Source organism: Ruminococcus hominis, from assembly GCF_014287355.1.
GTDB lineage: Bacteria > Bacillota > Clostridia > Lachnospirales > Lachnospiraceae > Schaedlerella > Schaedlerella hominis.
On the sequence record NZ_JACOPE010000001.1, the window covers coordinates 621,212 to 640,940 of the forward strand.

Consider the following 19,729-nt stretch of genomic DNA (forward strand, 5'->3'; position numbering starts at 1 on the left):
GCTTTGCGTAACTGTATATTTCAAATGTATAAAGGGAGGCGAATGAGGTGAAAATTGTTCGAGGAATAGATTTTATAGAAGGAAGCAGAGAAGAAGAATTACCAAATTTTGAATCAAATTTTCCATATCTTGCTTCTCGTGTAGAATTAAATCAATATGCAGAAGATAGTATTCCATGGCATTGGCATAAAAGCGTAGAAGTGTTTTATGTAGAGCAGGGAAACCTTGAATACCGTACGCCTAACGGACATTATATTTTTCCGCATGGCTCAGGAGGCATGGTTAATTCTAATGTTCTTCATACAACGAAGCCACAAGAAGACAATACGGTACAGTTAATTCATATTTTTGATCCATCATTTATTGGCGGTGAAACAGGAAATATAATTGTGAAAAAATATATTATGCCAATTATCACATCTGGAGAATTGGATATGATTCCATTATATTCTAATAATTTGGAACAAAAAGAAATATTAGATCTTATAAGGAATGCATTTAATTTATCAGAAAAGGAATTTGGATATGAACTAAAACTGCGTGAGCGATTAACTGAAATTTGGCTATCACTTTTCAAAATGTCATTTTCTGTGATTGAAAAAAAGAAAACTAATACGAGAGCGAACGACAGAATAAAATTGATGATGGTTTATGTTTATGAAAATTATGCAGATAAAATTACTGTTTCTGATCTTGCAAAAGCTGGTTACATAAGCGAGAGAGACTGCTTTCGAGTTTTTCAAGAGTGTCTTCACATGACGCCGTTAGAATATATCACAAACTATCGGCTACAAAAAGCCTGCTATATGTTAGTACATACCAGAGATACTATTTCTGTAATTAGTCAGGAGTGCGGATTAGGAAGTAGTAGTTTTTTCGGAAAGACTTTTCGAGAACATATAGGAATGTCACCAACGGAATATCGCAAAAAAATGGCAGAATAGTGACATATAATTGCACAAAAAAGATATTTATTCCTTAAAATTGCAGTATAATGATAATTGAGAACAAAACATATCTTTTATGAAAGGATAATGTTTGGATTGGAAGTGGTAGCAATTTTTTGTCTGGAGTTACAATCGGTAAAAATAATGTTGCGGTTAGCAATCCATGTAAAGTAATTCGTTGCATAAGGGAGTAGAAAAGAAATGAATCAGGTAAAAATTATTTTTTTTGATATTGATGGAACATTGTTGGAGATGGGAAAAACAGAGATAACACCGAATACGAGGAAGGCGTTATGTTCATTAAAACAAAATGGTATAAAAATATGTATCGCAACAGGGCGTTCGTTCGCTACCATACCAATGCTTGAGGGAGTTGTATTTGATGCGATTTTGGCATTTAATGGATCTTTCTGCGTTGCAGGTAATCAGGTAGTGGCAAAATGTCCTATTCCGAAAGAAGATATAGAAATAATTATTGAAAATGCAAAGAGAATGGAAAGACCTGTTTCTATTGCAACAGCGGAAGAGATTGTTGCAAATGGAAGCGATAAAGATTTAGAAGACTATTTTGCGATTGCACATCATAGGGTGAATGTATCCGAGAAATTCGAAGAATATGTGGACAAAGATGTGTTTCAAATCATGTTGGGATGTGACTTAGAAGAACGTAAGTATATATTAAAGGGAACGAAAAATGCCAAATTAGCAGCGTGGTGGGATAGAGCCATAGATATTATTCCAAAAGAAGGTGGAAAAGGAGCTGCGATTGAACAGGTTCTTGCACATTATAAATTCTCAAAGGAAGAAGCCATTGCATTTGGAGATGGAGAAAATGATATTGATATGTTACTATCCGTTGGAAAAGGGATTGCAATGGGAAACGCAGCTGAAAAAGTGAAAGAAATTGCGACTGATATTTGTGAAAGCGTGACAGATGATGGGATTTATTATTATCTGAAAAGCCAGAAGATAATAAATGAGTAAAAGGTAGGTGGAAAATGCTCTGGCAGAGTTTTTCGTACATATAAGCACAAATTAATCTGCCAGAGCATTTGGTTTAAGTGTTGTTTCGATTGAAGCATGTCCAAGTTGATTCATGTATTATACATATGCACATCAAACAGCGGAAAGCAGTTCTAATCATAAGAACAGGAAAATCTCTACTTTTTCATTTGATTCCGATATTCACGAGGTGATGCATGATAACGTTCTTGAAATACACGGTTGAAAGTCCTCTGACTCTCAAAACCTGCCTGAATGCAGATATCCAAAACAGTATGATTGCTGTGTAATAACAGGTTACATGCATAATCGAGTCTGGCTTCATTTAGATAACGATTAAAGTTCATATGAAATGTACCAGAAAATACACGGGACAGAGAGGACTGGCTTATTCCAAGATCATGAGCCATCTTTGGTAAAGTCAGTTCTTCTGTATAATGTGCAGCAATATAGGAAACAGTCTGATAGATGATATCATCACTTTCTACAGTGCTTTTGTCAATCAGATGAAATAAAGGAAAGGTGCGGGCAAGAATAATCTGAATAAATGCCTGATGAAGAACATGCTCCTGTGAAAGTGCCGGATAAACCAGCATACTCCGAAGAGCATAATTTACATCAGGATGTACATCAGGAGCTGGAATTACAGGATTCGCAGGGCACATCTGCTGTAAGTCTTTGGTATAGCCAGATCCTAAAATAGGAGAGGCAAGTGCGTAAATTGCTTTGCATGAGTTCTGATTGAAAACCTGATAATGATGGATCAGTTCAGGAAAAATAATTGCAAAATCGCCCTTCTCCATATGATAAAGTTCGGTTCCTATACCAAGTTCCAAAGTTCCCTCTGTTACAGAAACAAGTTCCATAGACTTGTGAAGATGCGGAGAAATATGACTAGAAATATTCTCTGAAATCTCTAAAGTTTCTTCATTTTCTTCATAAATTGGTCTCATTAAAAAAATACCTCGCAGAATTTGGCTACTTTTTAGCCGGATTTGGCAAGAATTATATCGCAAAAAAAACTATAATGCAAGTGTAAAGAAAAAGGAGGTAAAAAATAATGAGCAAAATGAAAAAATGGTTAAACAATTGGTTTAAGGAATCTGTAGAGTTCTATGGTTCAATGTTTCGTTATGGAATGTATTACAGATAGGACAGAGGAAGAAAACAAACTATGAACCGTACAGAGAATCAAAAAAAGCAAGGTATCATGAAATAAAGAGTTGCATCTTGGCAAAAAGGTGTAGCTCTTTTTTTGTGGAAAAATTGACAGAAGATAAGAGAATCGAATTGCAAGATTCTATCCCCTAAAATGCTGATATTTGTTGAAAAATCAGGCTTTTTGCAAGCAAAAATGAAAAGGCTATATATAGGTAGCCTGCGAAACTGGAATTGCCCATTTTGAGCCTGATTTTAAGAATAATGTCCTGACAGAGAGCAATGGAATGATTCTCTGCCCGGGATTCAAAAGGAATGGGAAAAATGCAGGAGAAAATCAAACGAATGCTGGTTACAGAAGCAAGCCGAATAGCAATGTATTTAAAATTAGGTGGATGTAATTGAAGAAAAATATGATATCATATGAGTAATAAAACAGAATTTAAGGAGGAGACTGTAAATGAAATTATCAGATTTAGCAACAGGTTCTGATTGGACAGTGTGGATTGTCTTTGTGATATTTGCTGTACTTTCTATTATTTTACTTTCTGGACACGGAAGCTGGTTCATTTCTGGATATAATACAGCTTCAAAAGAAGAAAAGGAAAAATATAATGAAAAGAAGTTATGCAGAACAATGGGAATTGGAATGTCTATTATAGCAATTCTTCTATTAACTAAGGGCTTGTTTGAAAATATTTTACCTGCATTTTTTGTATATATTGCATCGGGAATTATTTTGGTTGATGTCGTGGTAATTATCATTTTAGGAAACACGCTATGCAGAAAGTAACAATTATTTACTACTCCAGAAACAACGGCTTTATTTGGAAATAAAAAGGCGAGATTTATCGGAAGAATATTAGGTATGATACTTATAGCAGTTGGAATATGGGTAGGGTTTATTTGATGACAATTTCAGTCTTTGGAGCAAATTAATCAGAAGTTGAGAGGAGAACTTTATAATGTTTATATTTTTATCTGTGTGTTCACTTTTAGTACAGCTATCTATGATTATATTGGGATATACGTGGAAAGATAAGCCTCCTAAAGATCGGCAGGGGAGTTCGGGATATCGAACTACTATGTCAAGGATGAATGATGAAACATGGAGATATGCACACAGATGTTGGGGCTGGATAAACTTTGTTTTAGGAATTATCTTGGTGATACTATCGATTTTTATTTTGATTTTAACGAAAGATAATACAAACTTTGAAATGATTTCTGTTTATTTGGTGTTTTTACAATTAGGAATTATGGTGCTTACAATTATTCCGACAGAATTTTTGTTGCATAAGCATTTTACAAAGCAAGGAATGAAAAAATAGCTAACTTCCAATTGGCGAAAATGAAAATCGGAATTTTAAGGAGACTGGAATGGAGTGGTTGAAAGAACAGAAGAAATAGGTAATTTACTGGTAACAGTTGCTAATGTATATCCGAAGGATAAGAGTGTTTCATTCCATGTAACGTCATTTATTAAAATTGTTAATGGTAAGATTATTTCATTGGATGAGTATTGGGCTGATGATAGTGATGCTCCGCAATGGAGATTGGATAAGCATATTGGAACTGTGATAAAATGTGAACCAGATAGGGACGGGGATTTCCGGCTTTTTTCATAGAAAAAAATCCGGAAATCCCTGTCCCTATCTGGTTTGCGATGTTAAGTGGTGTGTTTGATAATTACTGGAATCAGACAGAAACCTACGAGGTATTAAAATCCTATATAAAGTTAAATTATGAGGGTCTGAAAGATGCAGTGGTACGGATGCTTGCAGGAGATAAAGTTCAGATTAATACGGGAACATTTTCTAATGATATGACGAGCTTTCAAGGAAAAGATGATGTGTTGACATTGTTAATTCATCTGAGATATTTGAGTTATCATTGGCCGGATAAGACAGTTACAATTCCAAATAAAGAAGTTTCACAGGAATATATTAATGCAATTAGTACAATGGACTGGTCAGAAGTGACAGCATCTGTTGAGGCTTCAAGATTAAGGAAAAGAAATATATAGATACTTTAAATCATTATCGGGGGAATTTGCTGTTGGTTGGAATCAATTATGATAAAATTACGAAAGAGCATACGTGTGTGATAGAGAAGGAATACAAAGTTGAAATCGGATTTCTTTGGATTTTTCAGACGTTCATCATTAAGGACGAATCCCTATCTGGTTCCTGGATAAAATAAAAAAATCATGCATTCATATGGGTTTCTGCCTAATGCGTAAGAAGAGTCTTGAACCTTGTGCCGCATCGGAAACACTAATAGAAAGGGGATTTCCACACATCATCATGCCCAGATAACCATAGTGGTAACCAAAATATACTAAAAAGATGGGTTTGTGGCGAATTCTGTAAATTTGAGTAAAGGCTTAATCAATAAAATTCCTACGAATGCCAAATTAATAACCTTAAAATTATTAAAAATTAAAGTAACAGAAAAAAATAACTGCACATATTGCATAAAAAAATAGAAAAAATATTGTATAATATGACAAAATGAACAAAACAGATTGACACATATGTTAGATATATGTATTATAAAAATTAGAAAGTGTTATTTTTAAAGAAAAAATGAACCGGTTCACTTTTTGAAAACACGAAAACAAAAGATTCAGGAGGATGTTTATGAAAGCAAAAAAAGTATTAGCTATGACGTTAGCTACAGCAATGACAGTTGGTATGCTTGCAGGATGTGGATCTACAGGAGAGAATAAAGAAAGTGGTTCAGATAGTGAGCAGATCACATTAAATTATTGGACATGGTTCCCAAGTAAGGATCAGATTCAAGAAACAGTTGATGCGTTTGAAAAAGAAAATCCTAATATTAAGATAAATATGACAGTAATGGAAAGTAAAGCTTTCCAAGAGAAAGTCCCGCTGGCATTAAGTACAGAGGAAGATATTGATGTTATTGGAGTTCAGCCATCAGCATTTGCAGAAGAAGTTCAGGATTATCTGGCAAATCTGGATGAATTAATGCCAGAGATTGCTGGTGCAGATTGGAAAGATGCTTATTCAGAAAAATGTCTTGAGCAGGGAAATCAGCTGACAAGTGGAGATACAAAGATGCTTGTGCTTACAAATTCTGGTTCAATGGTAGGATTTTATAATGCAGCCCTGTTAAAGGATATCGGAGCAGAAGTTCCAAAGACATTTGCAGAGTACAAAGCAGTGGCAGAAGCATTTAAAGCTAAATATCCTGATAAGTATGTAAGTGTATTTGCCGGAAAAGACTCTTGGGTTGTAGACGAAATGATGCTGACAGTTCTTGGCCAGCAGGGAGATTATTATAATAAGTGGAGATATGAAGGTGCCCCTGTTGACAGCGAAGAATTTAAACAAGCAATCAATGGATTAAAGAAATATTTTGATGAAGGAATCTTCTCAGCAGATGTTCTTGACCTGGATTATGCAAGTGCAACAGAGGAATTCACAAATGGTGATGCTCTTGTTTACTATATGGGTTCTTGGGAAGCACCATTATTATCTAAGACATTAAGAGAAGGAAATGGAATCGAACTTGAAAATGTTGGAGCAATGGCTCTTCCGACAGCAGAGGATAATGGACAGCTTACAGTACGTTCTTATATCGACTCCGGGATCGGTGTAGTTGATTATTCAGAGAAGAAAGAAGCAGCAGCTAAGTTTGTTGCTTACCTTACATTAGGAGATGGAGCTGACATCTTTGGAAAACAGCTTACAGGAACTTCCGCTAAAAAGGATTTTACAGTAGATGCTTCTTTATTTGATACAGATGAATCCAAGGCTGGATGGGATACAGTTGTTGATCTGATTAATACAGCTACAGCTGACAGAAATAACGTTTCAGGATATTCTGATATTGAAGGTGCTGCAGTACAGAGTGTACTTAACGGATCTGCAACTACAGAGAGTGCATTGAAAGATCTTCAGAAAGAATGGAAAAGTGGAAAATATTAATCAGTAAGACAATTGAGGATCTGATGTTAATATAAAAAGGGGGCTTTCAGCTGCATGACTGGTATGAAAAACAAGTAAAGCAGTTGATGGTCCCTTTTTTTACAGGAATTGAGGATATAAACATGACAAGTAAAAAGACAAAATCAAAGGTGATGAAAAGAAATAACAAGGCGGGATTTTTATTTCTCCTTCCGCTGATTGTTATTTTTATAGGATTATTAGGATATAGTTTTTATTTTCTAATTTCAAATAGTTTTAGAGATGTAACGATAACATTTCGCAGATCCGAATTTGTCGGTTTAGCGAATTATCAAACAATATTCAAAGATAAAAGTTTTTGGAAATCACTTTTAAATACTTTTATTTTATCAACGGCTAATATTTTTTGTGGTTTAACTTTTGGATTTATTATAGCAATCATACTGAATTTTAAAATTAAAGGAAAAAGATTTTTTCATGCATTGTTTTTTATTCCGTCAATGCTTCCGATTGCATTGATGGCAACAGTTTTTGGATCAATGCTCGAGTATAAGAATGGTATTGTGAATCAGATTTTAAGAGGAGTTGGACTTGGTGCACTTGCACAGAGATGGCTTGCAGATCCAAAACTAGCAATGGGAGCTGTATGTTCCGTATCTATTTTTATGATAGGTATTCCGATTATGTATTATACGGCTGATTTAACAACAATCAGCAGAAGCATTTTGGAGGCAGCTACAATTGATGGTGCAGGTATGAAAGACCAGTTATTACTTATTATTTTCCCAGTTTTGAAAAATACACACAAAACAATCATTCTTTCCATGCTTCTTGGTGGATTTAGAGAAATGGAACGTGTTTATTTGATGACAGATGGAGGTCCAGGAGGAAGCACAGAGATTATCGGAACCTATATTTATCGTGCTACACGATCAGCAGGATCAAATATAGGGCTCGTGTGTGCAGCTGCGATTATTGTATTAATTGTTGCATTTATTATTTCATTTATTCAGTTAAAGATGACATCAAAGAATGGGTAGGTGTTGGATATGAGAAAGAAAAAAGAAAAAGACTATGAACTCGAACAAGATTTATTTGCGATTTCAAAAGCGAACAGAAGAGTAATGATCATCTTCCTTATCATAATGTTAGCTTTGTGGTGTGTGCCTATTTATTCTTTGTTGAAAGATTCTTTAAAGGTACATGGAATAGAGAACTACTGGTATGTTCTTACAAATGAAGTAAATGGTGTTCCATTTTACCAATACTTTGTAAACTCCATTATCAATGCAGTATTTGCATCTGCATTACTGGTTCTAATCTGTTCATTTTCAGGATTTGCATTTTCTAAAATTGAATTTGCGGGAAGAAAAGTGATTTATAATCTTGTTTTAATGTGTCTTGCAATTTCAGGACCGATTTTGATTATACCTTTCTTCTATATTTATAAGACTGCACATTTGTATAATACACATTTAGCAATTATTCTTTCAGAGTGTTTGATTACAATTCCGTTTGGTGTACTTATGATGAAAAATTTCTTCGATGGACTTCCGACTGAATTGATGGAATCAGCAAATGTTGATGGTGCGTCTATCCAGCGTTGCTTTTTCAGTATTTATTTACCATTGGCAAAACCAGCGATCATTAACCTTGCTGTATTGCAGATTATGTGGTCTTTCCAGGATTTCCTTTTCCCATTGATGTTCCTTACGAAAGACAAGGCATATACAACAACAGTTGCAGTAAATGCATTTAAGGGAGCTTATGGAATGACACCGCAAAATTTGGGACGATATAATGCAGCTCTTGTATTGATATCTATTCCAAGTATCTTGATATTTACTTTTGCACAGAAATTTATTGTAAATGGAATTACTTCAGGTGCGGTAAAAGAATAGATATGAAAGGTTTAATGCTATGAATAAAACATTAAAATATATTTCACCGGCAAAATCATTTACAGAAGCGCTGCCACTAGGAAATGGATCTCTTGGAGCAATGGTTTATGGAGGCGTTCCAGAGGAAAAAATCACTTTAAATTATGACACATTTTGGTCAGGAACAGGACATAGAGAAGAAAAAGAAGTTGATGCAAGTACACTTGAGCAGGCAAGAAAATTAATCTTTGAAGGAAAATTCTGGGAAGCAGAAGAGTATATGAAGAAGAATATGCTCGGATTTTATAATGAGTCTTATATGCCTTTAGGAAGTCTCAGTTATGTGTTTGAAAAGGTCGATAAACCAGAAGAATATGTGCGATTCCTTGACTTAGAAAATGCTATATTTACTTCAAAATTCAAAAATCATGAAACAGAATATATCTCTAAGATGTTTATATCAAATCCGGCAAAAGCACTTGTAATTAAGATTACAGCCAGCGGAAAGGACAAACTGGATTTAAAAGTGAAGCTTGATAGCGAAGTGCAGCATACAATCAAGACAGAAAAGGATTGCTGTTTGTATGTAAGCGGAAATGCGCCGTCTAATGTACAACCTAATTATGTTGCTTGTGAAAATCCGATTGTATATGATGAGAAGAATCCAGGAATGGCATTTTGTTGTTATTTGCAGGTTACTCATAAAGGTGGAACTGTTAGTGCAGATTTAGACGGCTTGAAAATTCAAGAAGCTGAAGAAGTAGTGTTTTACTTGACAGCAGCGGATGGATATAAGAAGTACAATCAAAGGATTGAAACGAATCCAGAAGTGTGTGAAAAGAGTTGCGGTGATCAGATTCAGAAGTTGAATTCAAAAACATATAAAGAACTTGAAGAAGAACATATAGCAGATTATCAAGCTGTTTATAAAAATGTATCCCTTGAATTAGAAGAAATAGAAAATGATCTACCAACAGATGAACGTTTGAAACATGTTCAGAATGGAAAACAGGATTTGGGGTTGTCATGTCTGTTTTTCCATTATAATCGTTATCTGATGATAGCATGTTCACGAAAAGGAACTCAACCGGCAAATTTACAAGGTATTTGGAGCGAAAGTATAAGACCTGTATGGAGCAGTAACTGGACAGTTAATATTAATACCGAAATGAACTATTGGCTTAACGGCCCATGTAATCTAATTGAAAGCTTTACACCATTTGTAGATTTTGTCGAAGAATTAAGTCATGCCGGAGAAGAAACAGCAAAGAAACAGTGTCATTGTTCAGGTTGGACAGCAAATCATAATGTTGATATATGGAGGCAGACTGGTCCAGTAGATGGCGAGCCTAAATATGCGTACTGGCCGATGGGTGGTGTATGGTTGTGCTCACAAAGTTATGAATACTATAGATATTCAAGAGATTTGGAGTACTTGAAAAATAAAATATATCCATCATTGAGAGGATCTGTTATGTTTTGTCTTGATTGGTTACAACAAAGAGAAGATGGGCTTTATTATACAGCACCTTCTACCTCGCCAGAAAATACATTTAAAGATGGGGAAGGACACGCTTGTGGCGTGAGTTACATGACAACAATGGATTTAGCAATTATAAAAGAATTATTTGCTAACTATTTGGAAACATGTAATGTTCTTGGAATCAAAGAGGATTTGATTGAACAAGTGAATGAGCGCAGTAAGTTATTACCAAATTATCAGATTGGAAGAACAGGAAAGATTCAGGAATGGATTAAAGATTTCGAAGAATTTGATGTTGGACATCGACATTTCTCTCCGGTATTTGGATTCCATCCGGGACACTCAATAAAGAAAACAGATACTGAATTAGTAGAAGCATGTCAGAAGTTCATTGAAGAAAAGGTTGCAAACTATAAACAGCAAATAGGATGGAGTTGTGCATGGCTCATTAACTTGTGGGCAAGATTAGGTGATGGAACAAAAGCTAATTACTATTATGAAGAGTTGTTGCGACAATCGGTTTATAACAATCTTTTTGACCTTCATCCGCCATTAGGTGAAACGGAAGGAGAACGGGAAGTATTCCAGATTGACGGTAATTTTGGAAGTGCAAGTGCTGTTGCTGAAATGCTTTTGAGCAGTGAAGATGGAAAAATTACTATTCTTCCAGCATTACCATGTAGTTGGGAAAGCGGAAAAGTAAAAGGTCTTCTGGCTGTAGGTGGAGTTGAGGTGGATATCGCATGGAAAAATAGAAAACCAATTTCAATTTCACTTCGTTCTTCTTTAGATCAGTCTATAAATATTTTTTATGGAAATAAGAAGTTAACGGAAAAAATAGAATTAAAAAAACAGGAGCAGCAAATCATAGATCTGCACTCCTGTGAATGGATTTAATTATGTTAATTGACGGATGCTTTCCTTATAATGCATGGTTGGTTTGTGCATTATCGTTTTTGGATAATCAGAGTAGTCACCACAAATACGTCTGTAAAGAAGTTTTCCAGCCTCTGTGCCCATGACATTAGTAGGCTGTTCTGCAAAAGACAGAGGTGGATTCACTACATTCGCAAGTGGAAAGTTGTCAAATCCAATAACCGAGATATCATCGGGTATTTTTAATCGTAAATAGTTAATTGCAAGATAAGCACCAATAGTCATATCATAGTTACTGATGAATATGGCTGTTGGTCTTTTTGAGAGTTTACACAAACGCATCATAGCTTCATAACCACCGTCTATACAGTAATCTCCGCATTGAATATAATCATCCGTAATCGGTAAACCAGCGTTTGTTATAGCTTTTTTATATCCGTTTAGACGTCCATTACTGGTATAATGATTCGGACTTCCGGTGATAATAGCAATATCTTTATGCCCTAAATCAATCAAACGTTGGGTAGATTCATATCCAGCCAGTTCATTATCAAGAACGATACAATCAGTTGCATGATCCTGGATTTCCTGGTCAAGTAGAATTAATGGAATATTACTTTTCTGAATCATCTCAATTTGTTTGCCATCGGAGGCATACGGAATCAGAACAATCCCATCAACCATACGATCAATTAGATACTGGGTTTTTCGCAATTCCATTTCTGCATTGTTGTGGCATTCGCATACAATAACACTATATCCTAAAGGTAATAATGTTGATTCGATTGATGAAATCATAGAAGTACAAAAAGTAGAATCTAACATTGGCAACAAAATAGCAACAGAGAAAGATTTTGCATTACGTAATCCTTTTGCTATGTTGTTTGGATGAAAATCAAGTTCTTTGATTGCTTCTTCTATAGCTAAACGAGTATTTTCTTTTACAGTTTTGCCATTAATGTATTTAGAAACTGTACCGACAGAGAGCCCGGCACGAGCGGCAACATCTCGAATTGTTGAAGCCAAAATAATGCCTCCCTTCGTAAATATGATAGTTATATAAAAATTTTAGCATAATTGATAAAAGAAATCAAAGGTTATGAAAAATGCTGTCCGTCTTCATAATATTTCATTTTGCGTAGACGATAGAATAACGGGAAATCACTCGACTATATATACTAGGTGTGTTAGTATATATGAAATAAATAAACTTATTAAAATGGGGAAAATAAAATGAGAAAAAGGCATAGTTTAAAGAAAGAATTAACTGTTTTTATACTGATGGCATCATTAGTAACTTTGTTATCAGTGGCGATAGCAGTATGCTATGTGTTTTTCTCATTTTTTTTCAAAAATACGCAGGAAGATATAGAATATGTACTCAATAATACAACACAACAGTACCAGTCACATATGCAATTTATAGAAGATGGAGCAATTGCTATAAGACATAATAGTCTGCTGGAGAGTTTTTTTCAATGTGATGAATATGATTCAGAAGAAGCCAAAAAACAATTAGTATATAGTATGGAATTGTTTGCGGAAAGAAATAGAGTCAATCAGCAATATCCATTTGTTACGAGTATGTATCTGTTTAATAATCAGGAACAGTGTGTGAAAGAGCATTATTATGCTATAACACTGAACAGTGAAAAGGAAGAGGAAATATATTATCAAAATATGCAACAGTGGTTCAAATTAGAAAAAAATAGATATGCATGTGTTACAGATAGAGAGAATCTGAATATTCTTTTTCGTATCTATGATGATAATATGAAAGAGAAAGGAATCGGCATAGCACAAATTAGTTGTGATGCAATTCGAGAAATATTTAAGGAGGTAGAAGACTATCAGGATTATTCTTGGATTGTATTATCTAATAATGATTTGATGTTGCTATCAGGTGGAGATGAGAAACAAAATGAGCTGATGAAAGAAACATCTGTAGCTTGGACGGGAAATAAGGAAATAGACGGAATAAAAGTAATAGGGAGTGCGGATTCGAGCGGATTTGGAACAAGAACCGTTATTGCTGTGGGACAGAGTAATATTTTAGCAATTTTACGGCCAACGTTATTTATCTTCTTGGCCGGACTTGTTATTGTAATACTCTTTACATTTTGTGTTTCCTACGGACTTAGTTATCGCTTTTCAAAACCAGTGACGAGGATGATCTCAAATATTCGTGCATTTGGAAAGCAGAACCTGGATGTGAGAATGGAGGATTCTACAATACAGGAATTTCATGACATTGGACAAGTGTTTAATGAGATGGCAGATCGAATAGAATATTTGATCACAGAGGTATACGAAAAGCAGTTATTGGCTACTAAATCACAGGTGAAATATCTTCAATCGCAGCTTAACCCTCATTTTCAGTTTAATATACTTGCGATGCTCAGTCTTAAAGCGAAAATGTCGGGCAACGAGGAATTATATGAAAGTTTGAATGCTTTTTCTAAATTAATGCAAGGTAAAATTTTCCGTGATAAGGAAATAAAAATAAAAGTGAAGGAAGAGCTGGAAATTGTTCAATTCTATTTATTTTTGCAAAAAGAACGTTATCAAGATAAATTGATGTATGAAATTAATTTATCAGACGAACAGATAAAAGAGAATCTTATTCCGCGACTTTTGATTGAGCCACTTGTGGAAAATGCTGTCTCACATGGATTGGAACCTCAAAAAGAGAGAGGAATGATAAAAGTATGTTTGTATGAGGAAAGTTCGTCAGAGAAATCTTCAAGGGAAGAAAAAATCAATAATACAGAACAAAAAAAGAGACTTCATATCATTGTTGAGGACAACGGAGTTGGAATGGATTATGAAAAGCTAAATGAGAATTATGAGAAAGAAACTTTGGAGAATGGGGAAATAGGTCATACTCATACAGGATTAAAAAACACACAAAGAATGTTACGGATTTTGTATGGCGAAGATTATGAACTTGACATTGAGAGTAAAAAAGGAAAAGGAACTAAAATTGAAATTATTCTTCCGTCAGAAAGGGGGACAATGTTATGTGGAAAGTAGTTGCGGCAGATGACGAAGGTTATATAAGAGAAGCATTAAAAAAACTCATTAATTGGGAAAAAATGGATTGTAATTTGATAGAAGTGTTAGAGGACGGACAAGAGCTTATCGAATGTATCGAAAAAGAATCACCGGATATTGTTATTACGGATATTCAGATGCCGGAAGTAAATGGACTTGATGTGTGCAAATATTTATATGAAACCAGACCCGAAACACAAGTAATAATATTAACGGCATATTCTAACTTTGATTATGCAAAATCTGCAATCAAATACAGTGCATGTGAATATGTTTTGAAGATTGCGATTATGGATGAACTTCCGGAAGCGTTAGGAAAAGCAATAGGAAAGCTATTAAAACTGAAAAAAGAAGTCGAGAAAGAGGAAGTTGTAATACCAGAGCAAAAGACACTTCTTCAGCAGATTGAACAATATGTAGAGCAAAATTATAAAAGCAAGATTTCTTTGGATGAAATAGCAGATGAATTGCATGTCAATAGAAGTTATCTAAGTAGATTTTATAAAAATAAAACAGGTGTAAATCTTTTTGACGAGATATTAAAGCTTCGAATAGAGTCGGCAAAAGAATATCTCTTAAAAACAGATATGAAAACTTACGAAGTTTCGGAAGCGGTTGGATTTGAAGATGCAGGTTATTTTTCAAAGATGTTTAAAAAAATTATGGGTGTTTCACCGAAGGAATTTAGGAAGCGAGAAAAGGATGAAAAAAAGAATTAGGCAAGTTGCATTTGTATTGGGAATACTGATAAGCTGCTGTTTGCTAGGTGGTTGTGAAGGCGAAGACAAACATAATGTCTCAATTACTTTAATTCATGCCTGGGGCGGTACAGAAAAAGATCATGCTGAAATGAGAGATATTTACGCTGAGTTTCAAAAAGAGTATCCGGAGATTGACTTACAGATTATTTCGATGCCGACGAGTGAAGAGATGATGAGAAAGGTAGAAGATATGGTAATGGTTGGTAATGTTCCGGATATTATCTCTTTTAGTGGAGTTGGTGAAAATTGTCTGTATGATTTTTTAGTTGAAAATGATATGGCATTAGATATTCAGCCATATATAGAGCGAGATAATGATTTTTCCCAAAGCATATCAGATGTGAATAGGGAATATTGGAAAACCAAGAATGGAGAGTTGTATTCTGTGTCAGATGTTCTTATGTTAAGTGGTGGATATTGGTACAATGAGGATATTTTAAATGCAGCAGGAATTGAGCAAGTGCCGAAAAGTTGGGATGAATTTCAGATGATGTGTAACCAGATCAGTGATTGGGCATTGAAAGAAGGAACAGAGATAACAGCACTTCAACCAGCGGCAGAGGGATATTTATATTGTATAGATCATATGCTTTCAGGTAGTGAACAAGCCAGGACAAAGGGACAGCAGTTTGTATATCAAGAGGAAGAGTTCACTACTGCGATAAATCAGCTGAAACAATTGTATAGTTTATCTGTTTCAAAAACTCCAGAGTATAGTTATCGAGATGAAACGAATCTCTTCAATGAAGGAAAACTGGCAATTTACATCAATGGTGTATGGAGTGCTCCAATGATTTCAGATGATATTAATGCAAAGTATGCTTTACTTCCATCATGTACAGAAAAAACTGTATCATGTGAATCTTCAGGTCTTGGATATGTATTAGGAAAGAGTGGAAATGAAGAAAGACAGGAAGCGGCAGTAAGCTTTTTAAAGTATATGCTTAGCAAAGACGTTCAGTTACAGATTCTTGAGAGGACGGAACAAATTCCGGCGAATCCGGATGTTTCGGTAGAGCTATATAAGGAAAATAAAGATAAATTATATCAAGCGGTATCATTGGTTCTTGAAGCTGATGAAAAAATAGAAGTTCCAAGTAACATCTGGTCACTAGAACAAAAAAATTATTTTACTGAATCAATTTTTGATTTATTGGCGGGAACAATCTCAGTACAAGAATTTGAAGAAAATATAAAAATGAAATAGTTGGAGAGAGTGCATATTGACTTAAAGTGAGTTGATGCGCACTCTTTTTTTGTACAAAACATGTAAAATATTGACACGAGGTAAAAATAATCCATGCTTTGTTCGGCAATGTGTAAATAACATGCATGTTATTGTCAATACCATACATTCAAAATGCACAAAAAGTAAGGTAGAATTAATTCAACAAATAAGGAGAAACACGGGAGGAAAAAAGATGAGAAAGAAATTGGTAAGTGTACTTCTAGTAGCAGCAATGGGTGTATCCGTATTAGTAGGATGTGGAAGCAGTTCAGGAAACGAAGGAGATAAGAAAGCTTCCGGTGATGAAAATGTTTTGGAGTTTTATCATGGATATTATCAGGATGAAAGTGAATGGCCGGCAGCACAGGTAATGAGAGATATCTATGATGAATTTGCACAGGAACATGCAGACGGAGATGTAACTTTTAAACCGATTGCTGTTGAGAACAGAGATGATATTGTTAGTGCACAGGTTGCTGGTGGATCATACCCGGATATGGTAGATGTTGGAGGAAATGGAGTACCACAGGCTGCAATTTCACAGGAGCTTGTTTATGATCTGAAGCCATATATTGATGAAAATAATCTTCAGGACGCAGTAGGACTTAACTATACACAGCATGATCTAGATGGTCATATTTATGCTGTACATGATCAGATTGAAAGCCGTGGTCTTTGGTATAACGCAGCGCTGTTTGAAAAAGCAGGTGTTTCTGCAGATGCATTTGCAGACTGGAATACATTCAAAGATGCAATGACAAAGATTGCAGGTTTAGGTGATGAATCTTATGGATATATTGCCGGACAGGGATCTGGATGCATTATAAATGCAATTATGGCATCTACAGACGCTGGAAAGAAGATGGTAGAGTCTGAGTTGACAGAAGATATTATTAATTCTGATGAGTTTGCTAATGCATTCAAGACAACAGCAAAATTAGATCAGGCAAATGGTTCAGAGCATACAACAGATGATAATGGAAATCTGATGGCTGAGTTTAATACAAATGGAAAAGTAGGAGTACTTTTCAATGGTGTATGGAACGCAAGTGGAATTGATGAATCTTTAGTTGATGCTATTGAGCCTGCACTGTTCCCGGGAAATATCTCTATTTCATCAGCAGGTGGCGGACTTACAGTTGCAAACAACATGAGTGAAGAGAAAACAGCACTTGCACTTGAATTTGTTAAGTATATGACAAGTGCGGAAGTTCAGGAAAAAATCTTTACAGGTGTTCAGGCAAACCCATGTAACACAACAGTTGATCTGAATGCACTTGCAGAGGCGAGTGGAGATGCTGCCACAATGAAACTTGCTAAAGCATGTGCTCAGGTTAATGAAGCAGATACAATTGTAATCGACATGAAATATACATGGGGATCTGACGTTAACAAAGCGATTATAAACGCACTTATGGAGTGTGCTGTTTCAGGAACAGACATCGATGCAAGATTTGAGGCACTCCAGAAAGAATTACTTGCATTAATCGGTTAATTATAAATGATCTAGTTTCAATGGGGGAGGGGAGCTATTGTCCCTTCCCATTTTTGTTGGAGGTATTAAATTGAAAGAGAATCTTAGCTATAAGAAGAAAAAAAGTAAATTGGGTATAAGGCGCACAGGATTTATTATTGCTTTTTTGGCACCGACAATTCTGGCGTTTTGTGTGTTTTATCTTTATCCAATTATTACAGTATTTGCGACATCCTTCTGTAAGTGGGATTACAGTAATATTACATCTCCAGAATTTTTTGGGTTTCAGGATTTATGGAATAACTATGAGTATATTTTTAAAAAATATCCATTCTTTTGGGAAGCACTTAAAAACTCTGCAACTTGGGCACTCCTTGGTGCAATAGTTCAGATTCCGATTGCTACCTTAATAGCACTTGCATTATCAAGAAAAGTAAAGGGAATCAAGTTTGTACGAAATGTTTACATCATTCCGAATATGATTTCTACAGCGGCGATGGGAGTGATTTTCTTACAGTTATATAATCCATCTTATGGAATTATCAATCCTATTATCAGATTATTCAATAAAGATTTTACAGATAGTGTGCTGCTGTTAAAAGGACCGGCATTTATAGCTATGACATGTGCATATATCTTCTTTACAGGAACAACAACATTAATGATACTTGGTAATATCATGGCAGTTCCGGAAGAAGTGAGAGAAGCTGCGATGTTAGATGGAGCCAGTGGATTAAAGCAGGATTGGTACATTACAATTCCAATGATTAAAGGAACACTGAAAACAGTATCTGTGCTTGCCGCAACTTCAGGATTCCTTCTTTACAACGAAGTTTATTTCCTGACAAAAGGAGCAGCAGGAACATACAGTATTAGTTATGTGATTCGAGAGTTAGCAATCACAAGTCCGAGAACTCAGTTTGGACGAGCAAATGCGGTGGCTATGATACAGATTTTAGCAGGTATGGTCATTATTCTTGTAATTAATTTCGCATACAGTGTTTCATTCAAAAAAGAGAAACATTAGGGAGGAGCGTGATAAATAATGAAAAAATCTTTACATGGAAAAAAAGTAAAAAATATGCCGACAGGGACTAAAATCGTTACATATATCTGTTTAGCATGGGCACTGATTGTATCACTCGTACCATTAGTATGGTTGGGATTATCAAGTTTGAAAAAAGATCCTATGGCAAGACCAGGATTTCAGCTTCCGGAGTCGATTTGCATTGATGGATATATTTCTACATTTAAAGACCTTCATGTACTTCGTTATTTTGGAAACAGTTTGTTTGTTGCAGGCGTATCTGTATTGATCAGTGTGGTTATGATCTCTATGTCAGCTTATGTAGTGGCAAGAATGGAATTTCGTGGTAAAGCACTGGTAAATATTCTTTTATATTCCACTATGTTTATTCCCGCAACAGCTTTAACATATCCGGTATATAACCTTATTAATAATCTGCATTTATATGATACTCGTGCAGCATTAATTTTAATTTATTCTTGCAGTGGTATCGCAGTCAGCTTCTTTGTTATAAAAAATTATTATGACAATATTCCAAAAGAGTTGGAGGAAGCTGCAAGAATTGATGGTTGTACTTATTTCCAAACATGGGTAAAAGTTATTTTCCCAATTGCACGACCGGGAATTATGACAGCTGCAGTTTTAGCTTTCTTAAGTAACTGGAATGAATATTACTGGGCATCACTTGTACTGATCACAAGAGAAAAATTAACAGTTCCGGCATTGCTGTCAACATTTACAACATCATTTAATACGAACTATAACGGACTGTTTTCAGCAATGGTTGTTATCATTCTTCCACCGGTAATCTTATATTGCGTATTTAGTAAATTCTTTATTGAAGCATTATCCGGCGGTGCTGTGAAAGGGTAATTGTAGATAATTGAAAGACGAGGAGAAAATA

General features: G+C 35.1%; 18 protein-coding genes. 16 read left to right on the plus strand and 2 right to left on the minus strand.

Features of this window, described 5'->3' with window-relative positions:
* Nucleotides 1-47: 47 nt before the first annotated feature.
* Together H8S40_RS16415 and H8S40_RS02720 are read left to right on the plus strand one after the other, a co-directional pair.
* A complete protein-coding gene (locus tag H8S40_RS16415; protein ID WP_186864493.1) occupies nt 48-944 on the plus strand; it encodes an AraC family transcriptional regulator in 897 nt (298 codons plus the stop codon).
* 204 nt (nt 945-1,148) lie between these two features.
* Nucleotides 1,149-1,931, plus strand: a complete 783-nt coding sequence (locus H8S40_RS02720; RefSeq protein ID WP_186864494.1) for a Cof-type HAD-IIB family hydrolase — start codon at nt 1,149-1,151, stop codon at nt 1,929-1,931.
* Between the two features lie 176 nt (nt 1,932-2,107).
* On the opposite strand, the gene H8S40_RS02725 is transcribed toward H8S40_RS02720, so the two are convergent.
* Nucleotides 2,108-2,902 carry an AraC family transcriptional regulator gene (locus H8S40_RS02725; RefSeq protein ID WP_186864495.1) on the minus strand — a complete coding sequence of 265 codons (795 nt, stop codon included), beginning with the start codon at nt 2,900-2,902 and terminating at the stop codon, nt 2,108-2,110.
* A gap of 665 nt (nt 2,903-3,567) precedes the next feature.
* Here H8S40_RS02725 and H8S40_RS02730 point away from each other — a divergent pair.
* From H8S40_RS02730 to H8S40_RS02765, 8 genes are all read left to right on the plus strand, one after another.
* Nucleotides 3,568-3,900, plus strand: a complete 333-nt coding sequence (locus H8S40_RS02730) for a DUF3784 domain-containing protein (RefSeq protein WP_186864496.1) — start codon at nt 3,568-3,570, stop codon at nt 3,898-3,900.
* Between the two features lie 172 nt (nt 3,901-4,072).
* The gene (locus H8S40_RS02735; RefSeq protein ID WP_243238168.1) at nt 4,073-4,438 is read left to right on the plus strand and encodes an SdpI family protein; all 366 of its coding nucleotides are present in this window, start codon (nt 4,073-4,075) and stop codon (nt 4,436-4,438) included.
* 54 nt (nt 4,439-4,492) lie between these two features.
* Nucleotides 4,493-4,735, plus strand: coding sequence for a hypothetical protein (locus H8S40_RS02740; protein ID WP_186864497.1), 243 nt, complete (start codon nt 4,493-4,495; stop codon nt 4,733-4,735).
* A gap of 38 nt (nt 4,736-4,773) precedes the next feature.
* The gene (locus H8S40_RS02745; protein ID WP_366482180.1) at nt 4,774-5,133 is read left to right on the plus strand and encodes a hypothetical protein; all 360 of its coding nucleotides are present in this window, start codon (nt 4,774-4,776) and stop codon (nt 5,131-5,133) included.
* Nucleotides 5,134-5,749: 616 nt separating this feature from the next.
* The gene (locus H8S40_RS02750; protein ID WP_186864498.1) at nt 5,750-7,063 is read left to right on the plus strand and encodes an ABC transporter substrate-binding protein; all 1,314 of its coding nucleotides are present in this window, start codon (nt 5,750-5,752) and stop codon (nt 7,061-7,063) included.
* Between the two features lie 122 nt (nt 7,064-7,185).
* On the plus strand, nt 7,186-8,082 hold the full coding sequence (locus H8S40_RS02755; protein WP_186864499.1) for a carbohydrate ABC transporter permease: 897 nt from the start codon (nt 7,186-7,188) through the stop codon (nt 8,080-8,082).
* 9 nt (nt 8,083-8,091) lie between these two features.
* Nucleotides 8,092-8,943, plus strand: coding sequence for a carbohydrate ABC transporter permease (locus H8S40_RS02760; protein WP_118688824.1), 852 nt, complete (start codon nt 8,092-8,094; stop codon nt 8,941-8,943).
* A gap of 19 nt (nt 8,944-8,962) precedes the next feature.
* A complete protein-coding gene (locus tag H8S40_RS02765; protein ID WP_186864500.1) occupies nt 8,963-11,302 on the plus strand; it encodes a glycoside hydrolase family 95 protein in 2,340 nt (779 codons plus the stop codon).
* Here H8S40_RS02765 and H8S40_RS02770 read toward each other — a convergent pair whose 3' ends face one another.
* Nucleotides 11,303-12,307: a LacI family DNA-binding transcriptional regulator gene (locus H8S40_RS02770; protein WP_117990864.1), complete on the minus strand. Its 1,005-nt coding sequence runs from the start codon at nt 12,305-12,307 to the stop codon at nt 11,303-11,305.
* 207 nt (nt 12,308-12,514) lie between these two features.
* On the opposite strand from H8S40_RS02770, the gene H8S40_RS02775 reads away from it, so the two are divergent.
* The 6 genes from H8S40_RS02775 (at nt 12,515) to H8S40_RS02800 (ending at nt 19,698) form a co-directional block, all read left to right on the plus strand.
* Entirely contained in the window at nt 12,515-14,314 is a 1,800-nt protein-coding gene (locus H8S40_RS02775; protein ID WP_117990866.1) for a sensor histidine kinase, read from the plus strand.
* On the plus strand, nt 14,302-15,054 hold the full coding sequence (locus H8S40_RS02780) for a response regulator transcription factor (RefSeq protein WP_117990869.1): 753 nt from the start codon (nt 14,302-14,304) through the stop codon (nt 15,052-15,054). The genes H8S40_RS02775 and H8S40_RS02780 overlap by 13 nt, the downstream gene beginning before the upstream one ends.
* The gene (locus H8S40_RS02785) at nt 15,038-16,303 is read left to right on the plus strand and encodes an ABC transporter substrate-binding protein (RefSeq protein WP_186864501.1); all 1,266 of its coding nucleotides are present in this window, start codon (nt 15,038-15,040) and stop codon (nt 16,301-16,303) included. The genes H8S40_RS02780 and H8S40_RS02785 overlap by 17 nt, the downstream gene beginning before the upstream one ends.
* 214 nt (nt 16,304-16,517) lie before the next feature.
* Nucleotides 16,518-17,819: an ABC transporter substrate-binding protein gene (locus tag H8S40_RS02790; RefSeq protein WP_186864502.1), complete on the plus strand. Its 1,302-nt coding sequence runs from the start codon at nt 16,518-16,520 to the stop codon at nt 17,817-17,819.
* A gap of 70 nt (nt 17,820-17,889) precedes the next feature.
* Complete coding sequence (locus tag H8S40_RS02795; RefSeq protein ID WP_186864503.1) at nt 17,890-18,825, plus strand: carbohydrate ABC transporter permease; 936 nt, start codon at nt 17,890-17,892, stop codon at nt 18,823-18,825.
* 18 nt (nt 18,826-18,843) lie between these two features.
* The gene (locus H8S40_RS02800) at nt 18,844-19,698 is read left to right on the plus strand and encodes a carbohydrate ABC transporter permease (RefSeq protein WP_186864504.1); all 855 of its coding nucleotides are present in this window, start codon (nt 18,844-18,846) and stop codon (nt 19,696-19,698) included.
* The last annotated feature ends 31 nt before the right edge of the window (nt 19,699-19,729 follow it).

Bases quoted from the DNA above. Each gene is read 5' to 3' on its own strand.
- H8S40_RS02720 (WP_186864494.1), top strand. From the start codon at position 1,149: ATGAATCAGGTAAAAATTATTTTTTTTGATATTGATGGAACATTGTTG.
- H8S40_RS02725 (WP_186864495.1), bottom strand. From the start codon at position 2,902: ATGAGACCAATTTATGAAGAAAATGAAGAAACTTTAGAGATTTCAGAG.
- H8S40_RS02730 (WP_186864496.1), top strand. From the start codon at position 3,568: ATGAAATTATCAGATTTAGCAACAGGTTCTGATTGGACAGTGTGGATT.
- H8S40_RS02735 (WP_243238168.1), top strand. From the start codon at position 4,073: ATGTTTATATTTTTATCTGTGTGTTCACTTTTAGTACAGCTATCTATG.
- H8S40_RS02745 (WP_366482180.1), top strand. From the start codon at position 4,774: ATGTTAAGTGGTGTGTTTGATAATTACTGGAATCAGACAGAAACCTAC.
- H8S40_RS02750 (WP_186864498.1), top strand. From the start codon at position 5,750: ATGAAAGCAAAAAAAGTATTAGCTATGACGTTAGCTACAGCAATGACA.
- H8S40_RS02755 (WP_186864499.1), top strand. From the start codon at position 7,186: ATGACAAGTAAAAAGACAAAATCAAAGGTGATGAAAAGAAATAACAAG.
- H8S40_RS02760 (WP_118688824.1), top strand. From the start codon at position 8,092: ATGAGAAAGAAAAAAGAAAAAGACTATGAACTCGAACAAGATTTATTT.
- H8S40_RS02765 (WP_186864500.1), top strand. From the start codon at position 8,963: ATGAATAAAACATTAAAATATATTTCACCGGCAAAATCATTTACAGAA.
- H8S40_RS02775 (WP_117990866.1), top strand. From the start codon at position 12,515: ATGAGAAAAAGGCATAGTTTAAAGAAAGAATTAACTGTTTTTATACTG.
- H8S40_RS02780 (WP_117990869.1), top strand. From the start codon at position 14,302: ATGTGGAAAGTAGTTGCGGCAGATGACGAAGGTTATATAAGAGAAGCA.
- H8S40_RS02785 (WP_186864501.1), top strand. From the start codon at position 15,038: ATGAAAAAAAGAATTAGGCAAGTTGCATTTGTATTGGGAATACTGATA.
- H8S40_RS02790 (WP_186864502.1), top strand. From the start codon at position 16,518: ATGAGAAAGAAATTGGTAAGTGTACTTCTAGTAGCAGCAATGGGTGTA.
- H8S40_RS02800 (WP_186864504.1), top strand. From the start codon at position 18,844: ATGAAAAAATCTTTACATGGAAAAAAAGTAAAAAATATGCCGACAGGG.